The sequence below is a fragment of the Halomonas sp. B23F22_10 genome (assembly GCF_043496975.1).
GTDB classification, from domain to species: Bacteria; Pseudomonadota; Gammaproteobacteria; order Pseudomonadales; family Halomonadaceae; genus Halomonas; species Halomonas smyrnensis.
Genome location: NZ_JBIEKF010000001.1, coordinates 602,771 through 619,686, shown reverse-complemented (window position 1 = coordinate 619,686; position 16,916 = coordinate 602,771). Strand labels below are relative to the sequence as shown.

Genomic DNA, 16,916 nt, shown 5'->3' with positions numbered 1-16,916 from the left:
ATCGACCGCCGAGCCCGATACTCGCCTCGCTTGCACGCCGGCGGGCCAGCGGCTAGCCTTGATTTTCGCTGATCTTGACCAAAAGGTCAGAAAAATTGCCTCACATCACCCACAACAACAACAGGGTACCGGCATGCAACAGACCTCTCCCCGCGCCGACGGGGCGCTCAACGCGGACGCACCCTCGCGGCAGGCCAGCCTGCCTCTCCTCGATCGGTGGTTCGGCGTCACCCGCCGCGGCTCGACGCTGAAGACCGAGCTGCTGGCCGGCATCGCCACCTTCCTGGCCGGGATGTACATCATCGTGGTCAATCCCGCCGTGCTCTCGGACGCCGGCATCCCCTTCTCCGCGGCGTTGTCCGCCACCGTGCTGATCAGCTTCATGAGCAGCCTGGCGATGGGCCTCTACGCCCGCAACCCCATCCTGGTCGCCCCGGGCATGGGCATGAACGCGCTGTTCACCTACACCCTGGTGCTGGGCGCCGGCCTCAGCTGGGAAGTCGCGCTGGGCTGCGTGTTCTGGTCGGGGGTGCTGTTCGCCCTGCTGGCGGTGTTCAACGTGCGCCGCGCCATCATCGAGGCCATCCCCGCCTCGCTGCGCTACGCCATCACCTGCGGCATCGGGCTCTTCATCACCTTCATCGGGCTGCAGAACGCCGGCTTCATCGTCGGCAGTGACGCCACCCTGGTATCGCTCGGCACCATGGACGCCCCTCTCGCCACCTTCTTCCTCGGGCTGGTGGCCACCGCGGTGTTCGTGATCCTGCGCTTCAACGGCGCGCTGATCATGGGCATCGCCCTGACCACGCTGATGGCCGCGCCCATGGGTCGGCTGTGGGGCGACGAGGTGATGGTGGCCTGGAACGGCCTGGCCGCCTGGCCGGACTTCGGCGCCGTGATGCAGGTCGACATCCTCGGCGCGCTGAAGGTGGCCTACCTGCCGTTCATCTTCGTGATGCTGTTCACCAACTTCTTCGACGCCCTGTCGTGCTTCATGGCGCTGTCTGAGTCGGCGGACCTCAAGGACGAGGACGGCAATCCGCGCCACCTGAAGCGCTCGATGACGGTGGACGCCTTCGCCTCGATGATCGCCGCGCCGCTCGGCACCAGCGCCGCCCAGACCTTCATCGAGTCGGGCGCCGGCGTCGCCCAGGGCGGCCGCACCGGCCTGGTGGCGGTGGTCATCGCGCTGCTGTTCCTGCCCTTCCTGTTCCTCTCGCCGCTGCTGTCGCTGGTGCCCGGCATCGCCACCGCCCCGGCGCTGGTGCTGGTCGGCCTGTTCATGATGGCGCCGGTGGCGAAGATCGACTGGCAGCGCTTCGACCAGGCCTTTCCCGCCTTCCTGGCCATCATCCTGATGCCGCTCACCTACTCGATCACCCTCGGCATCGCCTTCGGCTTCATGAGCTTCGTGCTGATCAAGGTGGCCACCGGGCGCCTCGAGGACATCCGGCCGGCGATGTGGGTGTCGGCGGCGCTGTCGGTGCTGCTGCTGGTCACCGCTCAGTAAGCGACGCCTCGTCGGCCGGCGCGCGGTCGGCGGGGTGCTTCACCCCGCAGCCCTTGATCACCACCCGGGTCAGGAACTCGGTGATGCGCTCGATATCCTCGTCGGAGAGTGCCTCGTGGCCGGTGATACCCCGCACCTGGGCCTCGAAGTCGGCGTAGTGCTGGGTCGAGGACCAGATCAGAAAGATCAGCCACACCGGGTCGACCGGGTCCATCAGGCCCCGCTCGGCCCACTGGCGAAACACCGCCGCGCGGCTGTGCACCCAGTCGCGCAGCTCGCCGCTCAGGAACTCCTGCAGGAAGGGCGCGCCGCCGATGATCTCGCTGGCGAACAGCCGTGAGCCCTCGGGATACCGGCGCGACATCCACATCTTCGAGCGAATGAAGGCCGACAGCACCTCGGCCGGGTCGTCGTCGGCCGAGATGTCGTCGAGCATGGCGTTCCAGCGCTCCATCACCTGCTCCAGCAGGCGCACATAGAGCCTGCGCTTGCTGCCCATGTAGTAGAGGACATTGGACTTGGGCAGTCCCGCCTGCTCGGCGATCTCCTGCACGCTGGCCCCGCGATAGCCGTGGCGGGCGAAGACCCGCTCCGCCGCCGCCAGGATCGCCTGCTCGTTGCGCCGGCGGATGGCACCGCCTTCCTGTTCACTGCCGTTGTCTGCCTTGGCCATGGGCCCTCGCTGTCGGTACCGATCCTGGGGGCAAAGAGTGCCTCAGGGCCCGGCATCAAGGCAATTCGGCATCACCGCCGACGCCCGATCGGGGGATAAAACGGCACCGGGAGGCGCCGGACACTTGCCAAAGCTGACCACACGGTCAAGAATTAGATCATCCCCTGATTCCCGGCCACTACAACCACAATCGGAGCCGACACCCATGATCGACTTCTACCTCAACGGCAGGCGTCAGCGCTGTCGCGACGTCAGTGCCGACACCAGCACCCTCGAGCTGCTGCGCGAAGGCCTCGGCCAGACCGGCACCAAGGAAGGCTGCGCCTCCGGCGACTGCGGCGCCTGCACCGTGGCGATCGGCGAACCCGGTGAGGACGGCGAGCTGGTCTATCACAACGCCAACGCCTGCCTGACTCCGGCCCACCAGCTCGACGGCTGCCACCTGGTCACCGTCGAGGGACTGGCCAGCGGCGAGCGGCTGCACCCCGCCCAGGCGGCGATGGTCGACTGCCACGGCAGCCAGTGCGGCTTCTGCACCCCGGGGATCGTGATGTCGCTGTTCACCCTCTACGAGGATCAGCGGCGCCGACCTGCCCCGCTGAACCAGGCGCGCCTCGAGGAGGCCCTGGGCGGCAACCTGTGCCGCTGCACCGGCTACCGGCCGATCCGCGACGCCGCCCTCGCCATGGGCGACTATCCGGCGGCCGACCCCGCCTGGGCCGAGGACGCGGGCCTCGCCGGCCACGTCGCCTGCCTGCGCCAGCCCCGCGACGGCGAGCCCGCCGCGGCGGGCCACGACGTCAGCCACTACGTCACGCCCCGGGACCTCGAGGCCCTGCGCGCGCTGAAAGCCGAGCGCCCCAACGCCCGGCTGGTGGCCGGCGGCACCGACCTGTGGCTCGAGGCCACCCAGCAGCTCAAGGCGCTGGATGATCTGATCGACGTGCGCCGCGTCGCCGAGCTGAACGCCATCGAGGAGGTGGAGGCCGGCTGGTGGATCGGCGCCTCGGTCACCCTGGCCCGGCTGGCGCCGCTGCTCGCCGAGCCCTACCCGGCCTTCGCGCACCTGATGCACCGCTTCGCCTCCTCGCAGATCCGCCACCGCGCCACGCTCGGCGGCAATATCGCCAACGCCTCGCCGATCGGCGACACCCCGCCGGTGCTGCTGGCCCTCGATGCCATACTGCGTCTCGACGGCCCCGGCGGCCCGCGCGAGCTGCCGCTGGCCGATTTCTTCCTCGACTACCGCCAGACGGCGCTGGCCGACGACGAGTTCATCGCCGCCGTCTTCCTGCCGCGCCCGAGTGCGGCGCAGAATCTCAAGGTCTGGAAGCTGTCGAAACGCCGAGAGGACGACATCTCCGCGGTGCTCGCCGCCTTCGCCTGGCGCCTGGAGGACGGTGTGATGCGCGACGTCCACCTGGCCTTCGGCGGCATGGCGGCCGTGCCGCGCCGCGCCCCCGCCGCCGAGGCCGCGCTGGAGGGCCGCGCTCCGGACGCCGAGGCCTTCGCCGCCGCCCGGGCGGCGCTCGCCGAGGAGCTCGCGCCGATGACCGACGTACGCGGCAGCGCCGAGTACCGGCGCCTGGCCGCCGGCAACCTGCTCGAGCGACTGCGGCTGATGATCGCCACCGAACATGGCCCCATCGACGACAACGGCGCCAACGACAACAACGATTCCGCGACCAAGGTGACTCTCGATGCGTACGCTCACTGACATTCCCCAAGACACCTCACGGCGGAACCAGGGCGACGCGCCGCTGGCCCGGGAGACCGCCGCGGCCCGGGGTAGCGCCGGCAGCGCCCGCGCCCACGAGAGCGCCGTCAAGCACGTGACCGGCCGCGCGCCCTATATCGACGATATCGCCACCCCGGCCAACGCCCTGCACGTGGCGGTGGGCTTCTCCCCGGTGGCCCACGGCCGGCTGACCCGGCTCGACCTGGACAGGGTGCGCAACGCGCCGGGCGTGGTGGACGTAATCACCCTGGCCGACGTGCCCGGCCATACCGACATCGGCCCGGTGTTCCCGGGCGACCCGATCTTCGCCAGTGAGGAGATCAGCTACCTCGGCCAGAGCCTGTTCGCGGTGGCGGCGGAGAGCCACCGCGCGGCGCGGCTGGCGGTCAGGGAGGCGATCGTCGAGATCGACGAGCAGCCGGCGTCGCTGGACCCGGTGGCCGCCGCCGAGCGCGAGGAGTTCGTGCGCCCCACCCACGTGCACCAGCGCGGCGACTGGCAGCACGCCCTGAACGAGGCGCCCCATGTGCTGGAGGGCGAGCAGTTCGTCGGCGGCCAGGAGCACTTCTACCTCGAGGGCCAGGCCTGCCTGGTGGTGCCCTCCGAGGACGAGGGCGTGATGGTCTACACCTCCAACCAGCACCCCAGCGAGAGCCAGAAGCTGGTCGCCGAGGTGCTCGGCGTGCCCTTCCACGCGGTGACCATGGAGATGCGACGCATGGGCGGCGGCTTCGGCGGCAAGGAGACCCAGGCCTCGCCCTGGGCCTGCATCGCCGCGCTGATCGCCCGGCGCACGAACCGCCCGGCCAAGCTGCGCCTGCCCCGGGCCGAGGACCTGCGCGCCACCGGCAAGCGCCACCCCTTCCATAACCGCTATCGGCTCGGCTTCGACGAGCGCGGCGTGCTGGCCGGCGGCGACATCACCGTGATCGGCGACTGCGGCTACTCGCCGGACCTGTCCGAGGCGATCGTCGACCGCGCCATGTTCCACGCCGACAACGCCTACTCGCTGGGCGAGGCCCGCGTGACCGGCCAGCGCGCCCGCACCCACAAGGCCTCCAACACCGCCTTCCGCGGCTTCGGCGGCCCCCAGGGCATGATGATCATCGAGCGCGCCATGGACGACATCGCCCGCCACCTCGGCGAGGACCCGCTGACCGTGCGCAAGCGCAACCTGTATCGGGCCAAGGGCGAAGACGGCGCGCCGCTGGACGTCACCCGCGATATCACCCACTACGGCCAGCGCGTCGAGCAGCTCACCCTGCTGCACGACCTGATCAATCAGCTCGAGCGGAGCAGCGACTACTGGGCGCGGCGCCGAGAGATCGCCGCCTTCAACGCGGCAAGCCCGGTCGTGAAGCGCGGCCTGGCGCTGACGCCGGTGAAGTTCGGCATCTCCTTCACCGCCCAGCACCTCAACCAGGCCGGCGCGCTGCTGCACGTCTATACGGACGGCAGCGTGCTGATCAATCACGGCGGCACCGAGATGGGCCAGGGCCTGCACACCAAGGTGTGCCAGGTGGTGGCCCGGGAACTGGGCCTCGATCTGGAGCGCGTGCGCATCAGCGCCACCCGCACCGACAAGGTACCCAACACCTCGCCCACCGCCGCCTCCAGCGGCGCCGACCTCAACGGCCAGGCGGCCCGCGACGCGGCGAGCAAGCTCCGCGAGCGGCTGTTCGACTTCGCCGCCGCTCACTTCGACCGGGAAGCGGGCGGACTCGACCGCGAGACCATGCGCCTGGAGGACGGCCAGCTGGTGGCCGGGCTCGGCGAGGCCGAGACGCGCATCCCCTGGGGCGAGCTGGTGCAGGCCGCCTATATCGGCCGCGTCTCGCTGTCCGAGAAGGGCTTCTACGCCACGCCCCTGATCCACTACGACCGCGCCACCGGCCGCGGCCGGCCCTTCTACTACTATGCCTTTGGGGCCGCCGTGGCCGAGGTCGAGGTCGACACCCTGTCCGGCGAGTACCGCGTCAGCCGCGCCGATATCCTTCACGACGTGGGCGATTCGCTGAACCCGGCCATCGACATCGGCCAGATCGAGGGCGGCTTCATCCAGGGCATGGGCTGGCTGACCAGCGAGGAGCTGGTCTGGAACGAGGCCGGCCGGCTGGTCTCCGACGGCCCGGCCACCTACAAGATTCCGGCCTTCGGCGACCTGCCCGAGACCTTCAACGTCGCGCTGATGCAGGGCCATCCCAACTCCCAGGCCAGCATCTATCGCTCCAAGGCCGTGGGCGAGCCGCCCTTCATGCTCGGCATCTCGGTGTGGTCGGCGCTGCGCGATGCCCTCTCGAGTCTCGCCGACTATCGCGTCAGCCCGGCGCTGGACACGCCCGCCACCCCGGAGCGTGTACTGATGGCCGCCGAGTCCCTCAGAAGGACCCCCACCGGCGCCGATGCCGAGCGTGGCGCCGCCCATGACGAGGGGGCTGACCATGCACCCGCCTGAGCCCTGGTACGCGGCGCTCGCCCGCCTGCAGCGCGAGGCGCGCCCCCACGCCCTGGCCAGCGTGGTGGGCGTGGCCGGCTCCACCCCGCGGGAGCCCGGCGCCAAGATGGTGGTCACCGCCGACGATGTCCACGACACCCTGGGCGGCGGCCACTTCGAGCAGCAGGTGATCGAGTCCGCCCGCGAGGCGCTGGCCAGCGGCCGCCGCGACACCCGGCTCGAGGCCTTCCCGCTGGGCGGGCGCTCCGGTCAGTGCTGCGGCGGCTACGTGCACGTGCTGATCGAACCGTTCGCCGGCGCCGAGATGGAGATCGCGCTGTTCGGTGCCGGCCACGTCGGCCGGGCGCTGGTCCAGGCGCTGGCCCCGCTGCCCTGGCGCATCCGCTGGTTCGACAGCCGCGACCACGCCTTCCCGGATGACGTCGCCGACCGCGACCGGCTGCAGCATGTCCGACTGGCGGCCGGCGCCGAGGGCGCGGAGGCCGCGGTGGCCGCACTGCCGGCCGGCTGCCACGCCCTGGTGATGACCCACGATCACGCCGAGGATCGCGCCCTGGTCGACGCCCTGCTGCGGCGCGGCGACTGCGCCTCGATCGGCCTGATCGGCTCCGACAGCAAGTGGGCGAGCTTCAGGAGCCGGCTGCGCGACGCCGGCCACGACGAGGCCACACTGGCAACGGTGCGCTGCCCGATCGGCGTGCCCGGCGCCCACGGCAAGCGGCCCTGCGAGATCGCCCTGGCGGTGGCCGCCGAGCTCTTGACGCTCAAGCCCGACACCGAGCGCGACGACCGCCGCGGCGTCGCCCCGGAGGCGCTGCGCCAGGCGTTTCCATCAAGAACTTAGAGCCACACCGATGAGCACCGGGGATAAGGCGCAGCGAGGGTTTTTGCCATGGATGGCAAAAGTAGCGCCCAGGGAAGGGTTCACAGCGCCTCGCGATGGTCCGGCACCCCGGGGCTTGTCGCCGGGTAAGCTCATCTCCTGAACATTCGCCAAGACCCAACAGAATCCGACTTTTCCATGCGCCGGCCAAGCGGCGTTCAGCGGAGAGATTGATGACCGACCCCCAACCCCACATGCGCCTGCTGCGCGGCCCGCTGCTGAGCTTCGACGCCGACCCGGGCGAGGACGACGCCCCGGCCGCGGGCAGCGTGCGCCATCTGGAAGACGGCGCCGTCTGGCTGGTCGACGGCCGCATCCACGCCGTGGCCGACTTCGCCGAGCTGGCCCCGCACCTGCCGGCGGACATCGAGACCGTGGACTACGGCGACAAGCTGATGATGCCGGGCTTCATCGACAGCCACGTGCACTACGCCCAGCTCGACATCATGGCCTCCTACGGCCGCCAGCTGCTCGACTGGCTCAACGACTACACCTTCCCGGAGGAGTGTCGCTTCGCCGAGCGCGCCCACGCCGAGGCGGTGGCCGAGGCCTTCCTCGACGAGACCCTGCGCGCCGGCACCACCACCGCCCAGGTGTTCTGCACCTCGCATCCCGGCTCGGTGGACGCCTTCTTCACCGCCGCCCGGGCCCGCGGCCTGCGCATGCTGGCCGGCAAGGTGCTGATGGATCGCCACGCCCCCGAGGCGCTGGTCGACGATCCCCTCGGCGGGCTGGCCGACAGCGAGCGGCTGATCGGCGACTGGCACGGCCGGGACCGCCTCGGCTACAGCCTGACCCCGCGCTTCGCGCCCACCTCCAGCCGCGAGCAGCTCGAGGCCACCGGCGCGGTGCTGCGCAACGCCCCGGATCTTCACCTGCAGACCCACCTCTCGGAGAACGAGGGCGAGATCGCCTGGGTCGGCGAGCTGTTCCCCGAATGCGAAGACTATCTGGGGGTCTACGAGCGCTACGGCCTGGTGGGGCCGCGCAGCACCTTCGCCCACGGCATCCACCTCGACCAGCCGATGCGCCGCCGGCTGGCCGGGGCCGGCGCCAACGTCGCCTTCTGCCCGACCTCCAACCTGTTCCTCGGCAGCGGGCTGTTCGACCGCCTGGCCTGCCGCGAGGCGGGGCTCGCCACCACGCTCGCCAGCGACGTGGGCGCCGGCACCGATCTCTCGGGGCTCGCCACCCTCAAGGCCGCCTATCAGGTCGGCCAGCTGCGCGGCCAGCCGCTCACCGCCTGGCAGGGCTTCTACCGGCTGACGCTGGGCAACGCCCGGGCCCTGCACCTGGACGAGCGCATCGGCCGCCTGCGCGAGGGCCATGATGCCGACCTCGTGGTCCTCGACCCACAGGCCACGCCGCTGCTGGCCCGACGCACCGCCCGCTGCCGCACGCTCGCCGAGACGCTGTTCGCGCTGATGATGCTGGGCGACGACCGCACCGTGTACGCCACCTGGGCCAACGGCCGGCGAGTGCATCAGCGAGACGCCTGATCTCCCCCTGCACACGCCAGGCATGAATGACCGGCACGAACCGGCACGAAAAAAGGGCGGCGCCGAAGCGCCGCCCTTTTTTCATCGATTCCCGCCGACATCAGCCGCAGGCCGCGAGCCTGGCGCGAAGTTCCGAGCGGCGCTCCTCGCTCATGAAGGCCGCCTCGATCGCGTTGCCGGCGAGCCGGCTGAAGGTCTCCCGGGACCAGCCGAAGGCGCGCTGGCAGGCGAGGAAGTTCTCCAGCATACCGCCGCCGAAGTAGGCGGGGTCGTCGGAATTGAGCGTCAGGTTGAGGCCGGCCTCGAGCATCGCCGGCAGCGGATGCGCCTCCATGCGCTCGACCACCTTGAGCCGCAGGTTCGAGAGCGGGCAGACGGTCAGCACCATGGCCTCGTCGCGCAGCCGCGCGACCAGCGCCTCGTCCTCCAGGCAGCGCACGCCGTGATCGATGCGGCAGACGTCGAGCACGTCCAGCGCCTCATGGATATAGGCGGGTGGCCCCTCCTCGCCGGCGTGGGCGACCCGGGCCAGGCCCAGCTCACCGGCGCGGCGGAACGCCTCGGTGAACTTGCCCGGCGGATGGCCGACCTCGGCGCTGTCGAGGCCCACGGCGTCGATCCGGTCGAGATAGGGCGCGGCCTGCTCCAGCAGCGCCTCGGCCTCCTCGGCGGGCCGGTCGCGCAGGAAGGCGAGGATCATCGCCGTGGACAGGTCCAGCTCGTCCTCGGCGCGACGGCGGGCGCGCTCGAGCCCCGCCATCACCGCCTCCAGCGCCACGCCCCGCGACAGATGCGCCTGGGGGTCGACGTGCATCTCCACGTGCACCACGCCCTCGGCGGCGGCGCGCCGGAAGTAGTCCATGGCCAGGTCCTCGAAGTCCCGGGCGGTGAGCAGCACGCTCATGCCCTGGAAATAGAGGTCCAGGAAGGACTGCAGGTCGTCGAAATCGTAGGCGGCGCGCACCTCCTCCACCGAGGCGTAGGGCAGCGTCACGCCGTTGCGCTCGGCGAGCGCCATCATCAGTTCGGGTTCCAGGGTGCCCTCGATGTGCAGATGCAGCTCGGCCTTGGGCAGGGCCTTCAGGAAATCCCGCATGAATCACCTCGTATCAATGCTTTGCCCTATCCTGAAAGATTCCGCGCGGCGGCGCAAAGTCCTTCTCCGGCAGCAGGCTCAGGGCCTGCCAGCGGTCGACCCCGGGCAGCGCCGTCTGTTCGGCCCGTTCGTGCACCAGATAGAGCACGCTGCGCCCGGCGAGCCAGCCGTCGAGGCGCTCGGCGATGCGGGCGGCCAGCGCCGGATCGAGGCCGGCGAAGGGCTCGTCGAGGATGACCAGCCCCGGATCGCGCAGCAGCAGCCTCGCCAGCGCCACCCGACGCGCCTGGCCGCCGGAGAGTCGCCGACCGCCCTCGCCCACCCGCGTATCGAGCCCGCGCGGCAGCGATTCCGCCCAGTCGGCCAGTTCCACCGTCTCGAGCACGGCCCACAGCCGCGCGTCATCGGCCTCGGGGGCGGCCAGCAGCAGGTTGGCCGCCAGGCTGTCGTCGAACAGCTCGCTGTGCTGGGTCAGACAGGCGACCCGCTCGGCCAGAACGTCGGCGGCGATCTCGCCGACCGGCGCCTCGTTCAGCCGCACCCGGCCCGCGTCCGGCACCCGCTGGCCGGTGACCAGCGCCGCCAGGCTCGACTTGCCGCTGCCCGACACCCCGTGCACGGCCAGCCGCTCGCCGGGCGACAGCGCCAGCGAGAAGCCGTCGAACACCGTCATCAGGGCGCCGGGATAGCGCAGCGCGACCTCCTCGAGGGCGAGCGCCAGCGCACCGGGGCGCAGCGACGCCGCGCCCCGGTCGGCGTCGTCGCGACGGGCGTCCTCCAGCGCATTGAGCCGCTCGGCGGCGGCCAGGGTGGCCCCGAACTGGGTGAAGGCCATGGGCAGCGCGGTCAGCGCCTCGCTCATCGCCATCACCGCCAGCGGCATCATCACCATCAGCGGGCCGGACAGCGCCCCGGCCTGCCAGGCGAGGGCCGCGAGCCACAGCGCCGAGAGCCAGCCGAGCCCGACGGCCAGCCCGGCCACCGCCGTGCCCAGCGCCGAGAACCGCCCCAGGCGGCGCTGATCGGCGTAGAGCCGATCCTCGATGACCTCGAGGCGCCGCCGCTGGCCGGCCAGGGTGCCGTAGGTCTCGAGCTCCGCGAGCCCTTGGAGCTGTTCGATCAGCCGGCCGCGCAGGCGCTCCAGCTCATCGACCCGTTGCCGGCTGGCGGCGAGCCCGAGGCGCGCCTGGCCCAGCGTCAGCCAGCCCCAGGCGGCGCCGAGCAGCCCCGCCACCGCCAGGGCCGCCGCCGGCGACCAGATCGCCAGGAAGCCAACCAGGGCGAGGATCGCCAGCAGCGCCACCGCCGCCGGCGCCAGCAGGCGCAGGAACAGGCTGTCCAGGGTGTCGATGTCGGCGGTCAGGCGGTTCAACCAGTCGCTGGCCCGGCGCCGCGACAGCGTCTGGGCGTCGAGGCCGGCCAGCACCGCGAACATCCGCCCGCGCAGGTCGGCCAGCAGGCGCAGCACCGTGTCGTGGTTGTAGAGCCGTTCGACGTAGCGCGTCGCGGTGCGCGTCACGGCGAAACCGCGGATACCGCTGCCCGGCACGTAGACGTCCAGGGTCATGGCCCCCCCGGCGGCCAGGGCGATGCCGGCCAGCCCGGTCGCGGTGATGAACCAGCCGGACAGCGCCAGCAGTCCGATCGCCGAGGCCAGCGCCAGCGCCATCAGCGCGCCGCCGGCCAGCAGGCGGCCGCGGCGCCGGCCGAGCAGGCGCAGCCAGGGCGCGAGGGTCGCGATCGTGGCGCGTCGCTCAGTCATGGATCACCTCCTCGAGGCGGCCGTCACGCAGCGTCAAGTGCCGGTCGGCGCAGGCCAGCGGCGCGGCCCGGTGGCTGGCGATGACGAGGCTGCGGCCCTCGGCGGCCAGCGCCATCAGCGCCTCGATCACCACCGCCTCGCTCTCGGCGTCGAGGCTCTCGGTGGGCTCGTCGAGCAGCACCAGCCGCGCCTCGGAGAGAAACACCCGGGCCAGCGCCAGACGCTGGGCCTGGCCGCCGGAGAGCCCGACCCCGCGCTCGCCGAGCCGGGTGTCGAGCCCGTCGGGCAGCCCCGCCACCAGCTCGCCCAGGCCGGCGGCGACCAGCGCCCGGTGCAGCGCGGCGTCATCGGCGGCGGGCGCGGCGAGGCGCAGGTTGTCGGCCAGGCGGCCATGGATCAGCAGCGGACGCTGGTCCATCCAGGCCACCTCGAGTTGGGTGCGCAGGCGACGATGGCCGCTGTCCGGATCGACAAAGCCCGCCAGGAGCTGCAGCAGGGTCGACTTGCCGACGCCGGAGGGCCCGCTGATCGCCAGCACCTCGCCCGGCGCCAGCGTCAGGTCCAGCGGCCCCAGCACGCGGCCGCGCTCGGGGTGCGACACCGTGACCGCCTCCAGCTCGGCCACCGCCCGAGCGGCATGGGGCGCGGGTGGCGTCAGGCCGCTGCGGCGTGGCGTCTCGTCGAGCAGTGCCACCATGCCCTCGGCGGCGCCCAGGGCCGAGGCCCGGTCGTGATAGTGCTGGGCCAGGCTTCTCAGCGGCTGGAAGAATTCCGGCGCCAGCAGCAGCGCCAGCAGCCCGGAGAACAGCGTCAGCTGGTCGGCCGGCCCGTAGCTGATGTAGCCGAGCAGGCCGAAGCCCACGTAGATCGCCACCACGGCGATCGACACGGCGGCGAAGAATTCCAGCACCGCCGAGGAGAGAAAGGCCAGGCGCAGCGGGCGCAGGGTCCGGCGCCGGTAGTCGTCGGCGGCGGCGTGCACCTCCTCGGTGGCCGCGGCGGTGCGGCCGAACAGCTGCAGCGTGGTGATGCCGCGCACCCGGTCGATGAAGTGGCGCGACAGCCGTGCCACGGCATCGAACTGCTCCTCGTTGAGCCGCTCGGCGCCCATGCCCACCAGCGCCATGAACAGCGGGATCAGCGGGGCCGCCAGCAGCAGGAACACCGCCGCCAGCCAGTCGAGCCAGGCCACGACGGCCAGGATGACCAGCGGCAGCAGCACGGCGAGATAGCGCTGGGGCAGGAAGCGGGCCACGTAGCCGTCCAGCGCCTCGACCTGGTCCACCGCCCGCTGGGCCAGGCTGGCGCTGTGATGGCCGGTGAGGCCCACCGGCCCGAGCCGTTCCAGATGATCGAGCAGCTCGCCCCGGGCCCGGCGGCGCAGCCGCAGGCTGGCGGCGAGGCCCAGGGTCTCCTGGCCCCACTGGGCCAGGGCCCGCAGCCCCATCAGCGCCGCCAGGGCGATGAAGACCAGAAACAGCGTGGAGGGCGCACGGCCCTCCACCAGGAGTGATGTCACCAGCCAGGCCAGCAGCACCAGCTGTGCCACGGTGGCGATGCCGGCGACCAGGCCACAGCCCACGGCCAGGCCCAGTCGCCCTCGTTCGGCGCGCGCCAGGCCGGCGAGCCAGGCGCGCGATGTCGATGCCTGCGTCATCGTCTCAGTGGTACCCCTCGCCCACGCGGACCTTGCCGCGGAACACCCAGTAGCTCCAGGCGGTGTAGGCCAGCACGATCGGGATCACGAACAGCACCCCGAGCAGCAGGAACAGCTGGGACTCCGGCGCCGAGGCCACGTCCCACAGGGTGTAGTTCGGCGGCACGATCACCGGCCACTTGCTGACCACCAGCCCCAGATAGGTGAAGACGAACACCCCCAGGGTGGCGATGAACGGCTGGCCCTCGCGGCGCGCCTGCACCGAGCGCCACAGCCAGAAGGCACACAGCAGGGCCAGCGCCGGGAACACCCACAGCAGGTGCAGGTGACCGAACCAGCGCTCGCGCACCGCGTCATCCACGAAGGGGGTCCACAGGCTGATGATGGCGAACACCGCCAGCACCGCGACCAGCAGACGCGGTGCCAGCCGGTAGGCCCAGGCCTGGATGTGGCCCTCGGTCTTCATGATCAGCCAGGTGGCGCCGAGCAGCGCATAGCCGGCCACCAGGCCGAGGCCGGTCAGCACGGTGAAGGGCGTCAGCCAGTCCAGGGCGCCGCCGACGTAGACGAAGTCCTCCACCGGGAAGCCCTGGATGTAGGCGCCCACCACGGCCCCCTGGGCGAAGGCCGCCACGGTGGAGCCGCCGAAGAAGGCACGGTTCCACCAGCGACGATTGCGATGCGACTTGAAGCGGAACTCGAAGGCGATGCCGCGGAAGATCAGCCCGGCCAGCATCAGGAAGACCCCGATGTAGAGCGCCGGCAGGAACACCGAGTAGACCACCGGGAAGGCCGCCAGCAGCCCGGCCCCGCCGAGCACCAGCCAGGTCTCGTTACCGTCCCAGATCGGGGCCACGGAGTTCATCAGCACATCGCGGCTGTCCTCGTCCGGGGCGAAGGGAAAGAGGATACCCACGCCCAGGTCGAAGCCGTCCATCAGCACGTACATGATCACGCCGAAACCGATGATGCCGGCCCAGATCAGCGTCAGATCCAACATTTCCATGGTTCAGCTCCTTCCCGGCTGGTTGGCGGCGTCTTCGAACGGCACATGGGAGGCGGACAGCGGCCGCTTGGGACGCTCCACCTCGTCGTCATGGGGTGGCTCGGGCAGCATGCCCTGACGCACGACCCGGGTCAGGTAGAGCGTGCCGGCGTAGAACACCACGGCGTAGACCAGGATGTAGCCGATCAGGGTGAACAGCGCCATGCCGCCGGTCAGCGACGGCGTCACCGCCTCGGCCTGGGTCATGATGCCGTACACCAGCCAGGGCGCGCGGCCGATCTCGGTGACGAACCAGCCGGCGAGCACCGCCAGGAACGGCGTGATGGTCATGACCCGCATGAACTGCAGGAAGCCGCGATGATCGTAAAGCCGCCCCTTGGCACGCAGCCCGGCGCCGATCAGCACCGCGACGATCATCGCCAGGCCCATGGCCACCATGATGCGGAACGACCAGAACACCAGCCACACCGGCGGCTGCTCTTCCGGCGGCACCTCGCTGATGCCCGGGACCTCGCCGTCGATGTCATGGGTGAGGATCAGGCTGGCCACGCCGGGCAGACCGACTTCCAGCGCGTTCTCCTGGGCCTTTTGATCGGGCCAGGCGAACAGCAACAGCGGCGTGCGCGACTGGGTCTCCCAGTTGCCTTCCATGGCCGCCACCTTGGTCGGCTGGTGCTCCAGGGTGTTAAGGCCATGCTCGTCGCCGACGATCGCCTGGGCCGGCGCCAGCACCAGCAGCAGCCACAGGCACATGGAGAACGCCTTGCGGTTGGCCTCGACGTCACGGCCGATCAGCAGGTACCAGGCGCTGACGCCGGCCACCACGAAGCCGCCGGTCAGGAACGACGCCATCACGAAGTGCACGAAGCGATACGGGAAGGAAGCGGTGAAGATCGCCTCGCTCCAGTCGGTGACGTGGAAGCGCCCATCGATCAGCTCGGTGCCGGCCGGCGTCTGCATCCAGCTGTTGGAGACCAGGATCCAGAACGCCGAGATGAAGGTGCCCAGCGCCACCATGACCGAGGCGAACAGGTGCACGCCCTGGGGCACCTTGCCGCGTCCGAACAGCAGCACACCGAGGAAGGCCGCCTCGAGGAAGAAGGCGGTGACCACCTCATAGCTCAGCAGCGGACCGAGAATGTTGGAGGCCGCCAGCGAGAAGTTGCTCCAGTTGGTGCCGAACTGGAAGGCCATGACGATGCCCGAGACCACGCCCATGCCGAACACCACGGCGAAGACGCGCGCCCAGAAGATCGCCAGGCGTTCCCAGGCGGGGTTGCCGGTGCGATAGAACAGGCCGTTGAGCACGGCGAGATAGGATGCCAGCCCGATCGTGAAGACCGGGAAGATGGCATGAAAGGAAACCACGAAGGCGAACTGCAGCCGCGACAGCAGCAGAGGATCCAGTTCCATGGGTGACACCTCGTTCCTGCGGATCGATGAACGTGATGCGAAGGCACTCTCCGTGCTCTTGGTCGTCGGGCGCCGGGGGCGCCCTGCCGCATTTCTCCCTTGCCTGCCCAGCCTAGCCGAAGTGGCCACGGCAGGAACAGGCAACGAAATCATCTTACCCCGGGAAGGCTTCCCCCATGTGTGTCGGGATGTCGCAGTGCATCATGCGGCGCCGGCGTCTATCACCAGGTGCACCATGAAGCCGAGATAGGCCACGTACATGGCCAGCAGGGCGCCGCCCTCGAGGCGATTGATGCGGCCCTGTCGACCGCGCCAGCCCAGCGCGAAGACCACCATCAGCACCGTCATCGCCGCCATCAGGCTCCAGTCGCGCAGCAGCACCTCGCGGCCAGCGTCGATCGGCGAAATCACCGCGGCCAGCCCCACCACACCGAGGGTGTTGAACAGGTTGGACCCCACCACGTTGCCCAGCACCAGGTCGTGCTCGCGGCGGCGCAACGCGCTGATCGAGGACGCCAGCTCCGGCAGCGAGGTGCCCACCGCCACCACGGTCAGGCCGATCACCAGATCGCTGACGCCGAGGCTCTGGGCGATGTCCACCGCGCCCCACACCAACAGCCGGGAACTGGCTACCAGCAGCACCAGCCCGAGCGCCGTCCAGCCCAGGGCGGCCTTCATCGACATCGGATGCGAGGCCAGCTCGGTCTCGGTGTCCGACGACAGCGGATCGCTGCCGTCCTTGAGCCCCCGGAACACGCTGTAGCCCATGAAGGCCACCAGTACTACCAGCAGCAGCGCGCCCTCCAGGCGCACCACGCCGCCCAGCAGCAGCACCGCCGACAGCAGCGTCGCGCCGCCCAGCACCGGCAGCTCGCGGCGGATCACCCCGGAGTGCACCGCCAGCGGCGCGATCAGCGCCACCAGGCCCAGGATCAGGCCGATGTTGGCGATGTTGGAGCCATAGGCATTGCCCAGCGCCAGGCCCGGATTGCCCTGGCTGGCGGCAATGGCCGAGACCACCATTTCCGGTGCCGAGGTGCCGAAGCCGATCACCAGCATGCCGATCAACAAGGGCGATAAGCCGAGTCGCGCGGACGTCGCCGCCGCGCCGTCGACGAAGCGCTCGGCGCTCCAGACCAGCAGGATCAGGCCTGCCACCACCGCCAGGGCGGGAAGCATCATGGTGTCTCCATCGGAACAAATGAGACGCGCATGGTTGACTAT

Annotated in this window: 12 protein-coding genes; 5 read left to right on the top strand and 7 right to left on the bottom strand. The window is 70.7% G+C overall.

Annotated elements, in window-relative coordinates; all coding sequences use genetic code 11:
• The first annotated feature begins 133 nt into the window (after positions 1-133).
• Complete coding sequence (locus tag ACGTNF_RS02760; RefSeq protein WP_394600337.1) at positions 134-1,510, top strand: NCS2 family permease; 1,377 nt, start codon at positions 134-136, stop codon at positions 1,508-1,510.
• On the opposite strand, the gene ACGTNF_RS02755 is transcribed toward ACGTNF_RS02760, so the two are convergent.
• Entirely contained in the window at positions 1,497-2,183 is a 687-nt protein-coding gene (locus ACGTNF_RS02755; RefSeq protein WP_016854743.1) for a TetR/AcrR family transcriptional regulator, read from the bottom strand. The two genes, ACGTNF_RS02760 and ACGTNF_RS02755, sit on opposite strands and share 14 nt — an antisense overlap.
• 205 nt (positions 2,184-2,388) lie before the next feature.
• Here ACGTNF_RS02755 and xdhA point away from each other — a divergent pair, with 205 nt between their 5' ends.
• The 4 genes from xdhA (at position 2,389) to guaD (ending at position 8,758) form a co-directional block, all read left to right on the top strand.
• The gene (gene xdhA / locus ACGTNF_RS02750; protein ID WP_394600336.1) at positions 2,389-3,900 is read left to right on the top strand and encodes a xanthine dehydrogenase small subunit; all 1,512 of its coding nucleotides are present in this window, start codon (positions 2,389-2,391) and stop codon (positions 3,898-3,900) included.
• Positions 3,884-6,376: a xanthine dehydrogenase molybdopterin binding subunit gene (gene xdhB / locus ACGTNF_RS02745; RefSeq protein WP_394600335.1), complete on the top strand. Its 2,493-nt coding sequence runs from the start codon at positions 3,884-3,886 to the stop codon at positions 6,374-6,376. Before xdhA ends, xdhB begins: the two co-directional genes overlap by 17 nt.
• Positions 6,363-7,220, top strand: coding sequence for a xanthine dehydrogenase accessory protein XdhC (xdhC, locus tag ACGTNF_RS02740; RefSeq protein WP_394600334.1), 858 nt, complete (start codon positions 6,363-6,365; stop codon positions 7,218-7,220). Before xdhB ends, xdhC begins: the two co-directional genes overlap by 14 nt.
• Before the next feature lie 212 nt (positions 7,221-7,432).
• The gene (gene guaD, locus ACGTNF_RS02735; RefSeq protein ID WP_394600333.1) at positions 7,433-8,758 is read left to right on the top strand and encodes a guanine deaminase; all 1,326 of its coding nucleotides are present in this window, start codon (positions 7,433-7,435) and stop codon (positions 8,756-8,758) included.
• A 100-nt stretch (positions 8,759-8,858) separates the two neighbouring features.
• Here the strand turns inward: guaD and ACGTNF_RS02730 are convergent, their stop codons facing one another.
• From ACGTNF_RS02730 to ACGTNF_RS02705, 6 genes are all read right to left on the bottom strand, one after another.
• The gene (locus ACGTNF_RS02730) at positions 8,859-9,854 is read right to left on the bottom strand and encodes an adenosine deaminase (RefSeq protein WP_394600332.1); all 996 of its coding nucleotides are present in this window, start codon (positions 9,852-9,854) and stop codon (positions 8,859-8,861) included.
• A gap of 13 nt (positions 9,855-9,867) precedes the next feature.
• Positions 9,868-11,616 (bottom strand): thiol reductant ABC exporter subunit CydC, encoded by a 1,749-nt coding sequence (gene cydC / locus ACGTNF_RS02725; protein ID WP_394600331.1) that lies wholly within the window; start codon positions 11,614-11,616, stop codon positions 9,868-9,870.
• A complete protein-coding gene (gene cydD / locus ACGTNF_RS02720) occupies positions 11,609-13,273 on the bottom strand; it encodes a thiol reductant ABC exporter subunit CydD (RefSeq protein ID WP_394600330.1) in 1,665 nt (554 codons plus the stop codon). Before cydD ends, cydC begins: the two co-directional genes overlap by 8 nt.
• A gap of 4 nt (positions 13,274-13,277) precedes the next feature.
• Positions 13,278-14,279: a cytochrome d ubiquinol oxidase subunit II gene (gene cydB / locus ACGTNF_RS02715; RefSeq protein ID WP_152478798.1), complete on the bottom strand. Its 1,002-nt coding sequence runs from the start codon at positions 14,277-14,279 to the stop codon at positions 13,278-13,280.
• Between the two features lie 3 nt (positions 14,280-14,282).
• Positions 14,283-15,692 carry a cytochrome ubiquinol oxidase subunit I gene (locus ACGTNF_RS02710; protein WP_394600329.1) on the bottom strand — a complete coding sequence of 470 codons (1,410 nt, stop codon included), beginning with the start codon at positions 15,690-15,692 and terminating at the stop codon, positions 14,283-14,285.
• A gap of 201 nt (positions 15,693-15,893) precedes the next feature.
• Complete coding sequence (locus tag ACGTNF_RS02705; protein ID WP_016854732.1) at positions 15,894-16,874, bottom strand: calcium/sodium antiporter; 981 nt, start codon at positions 16,872-16,874, stop codon at positions 15,894-15,896.
• Positions 16,875-16,916 lie beyond the last annotated feature (42 nt).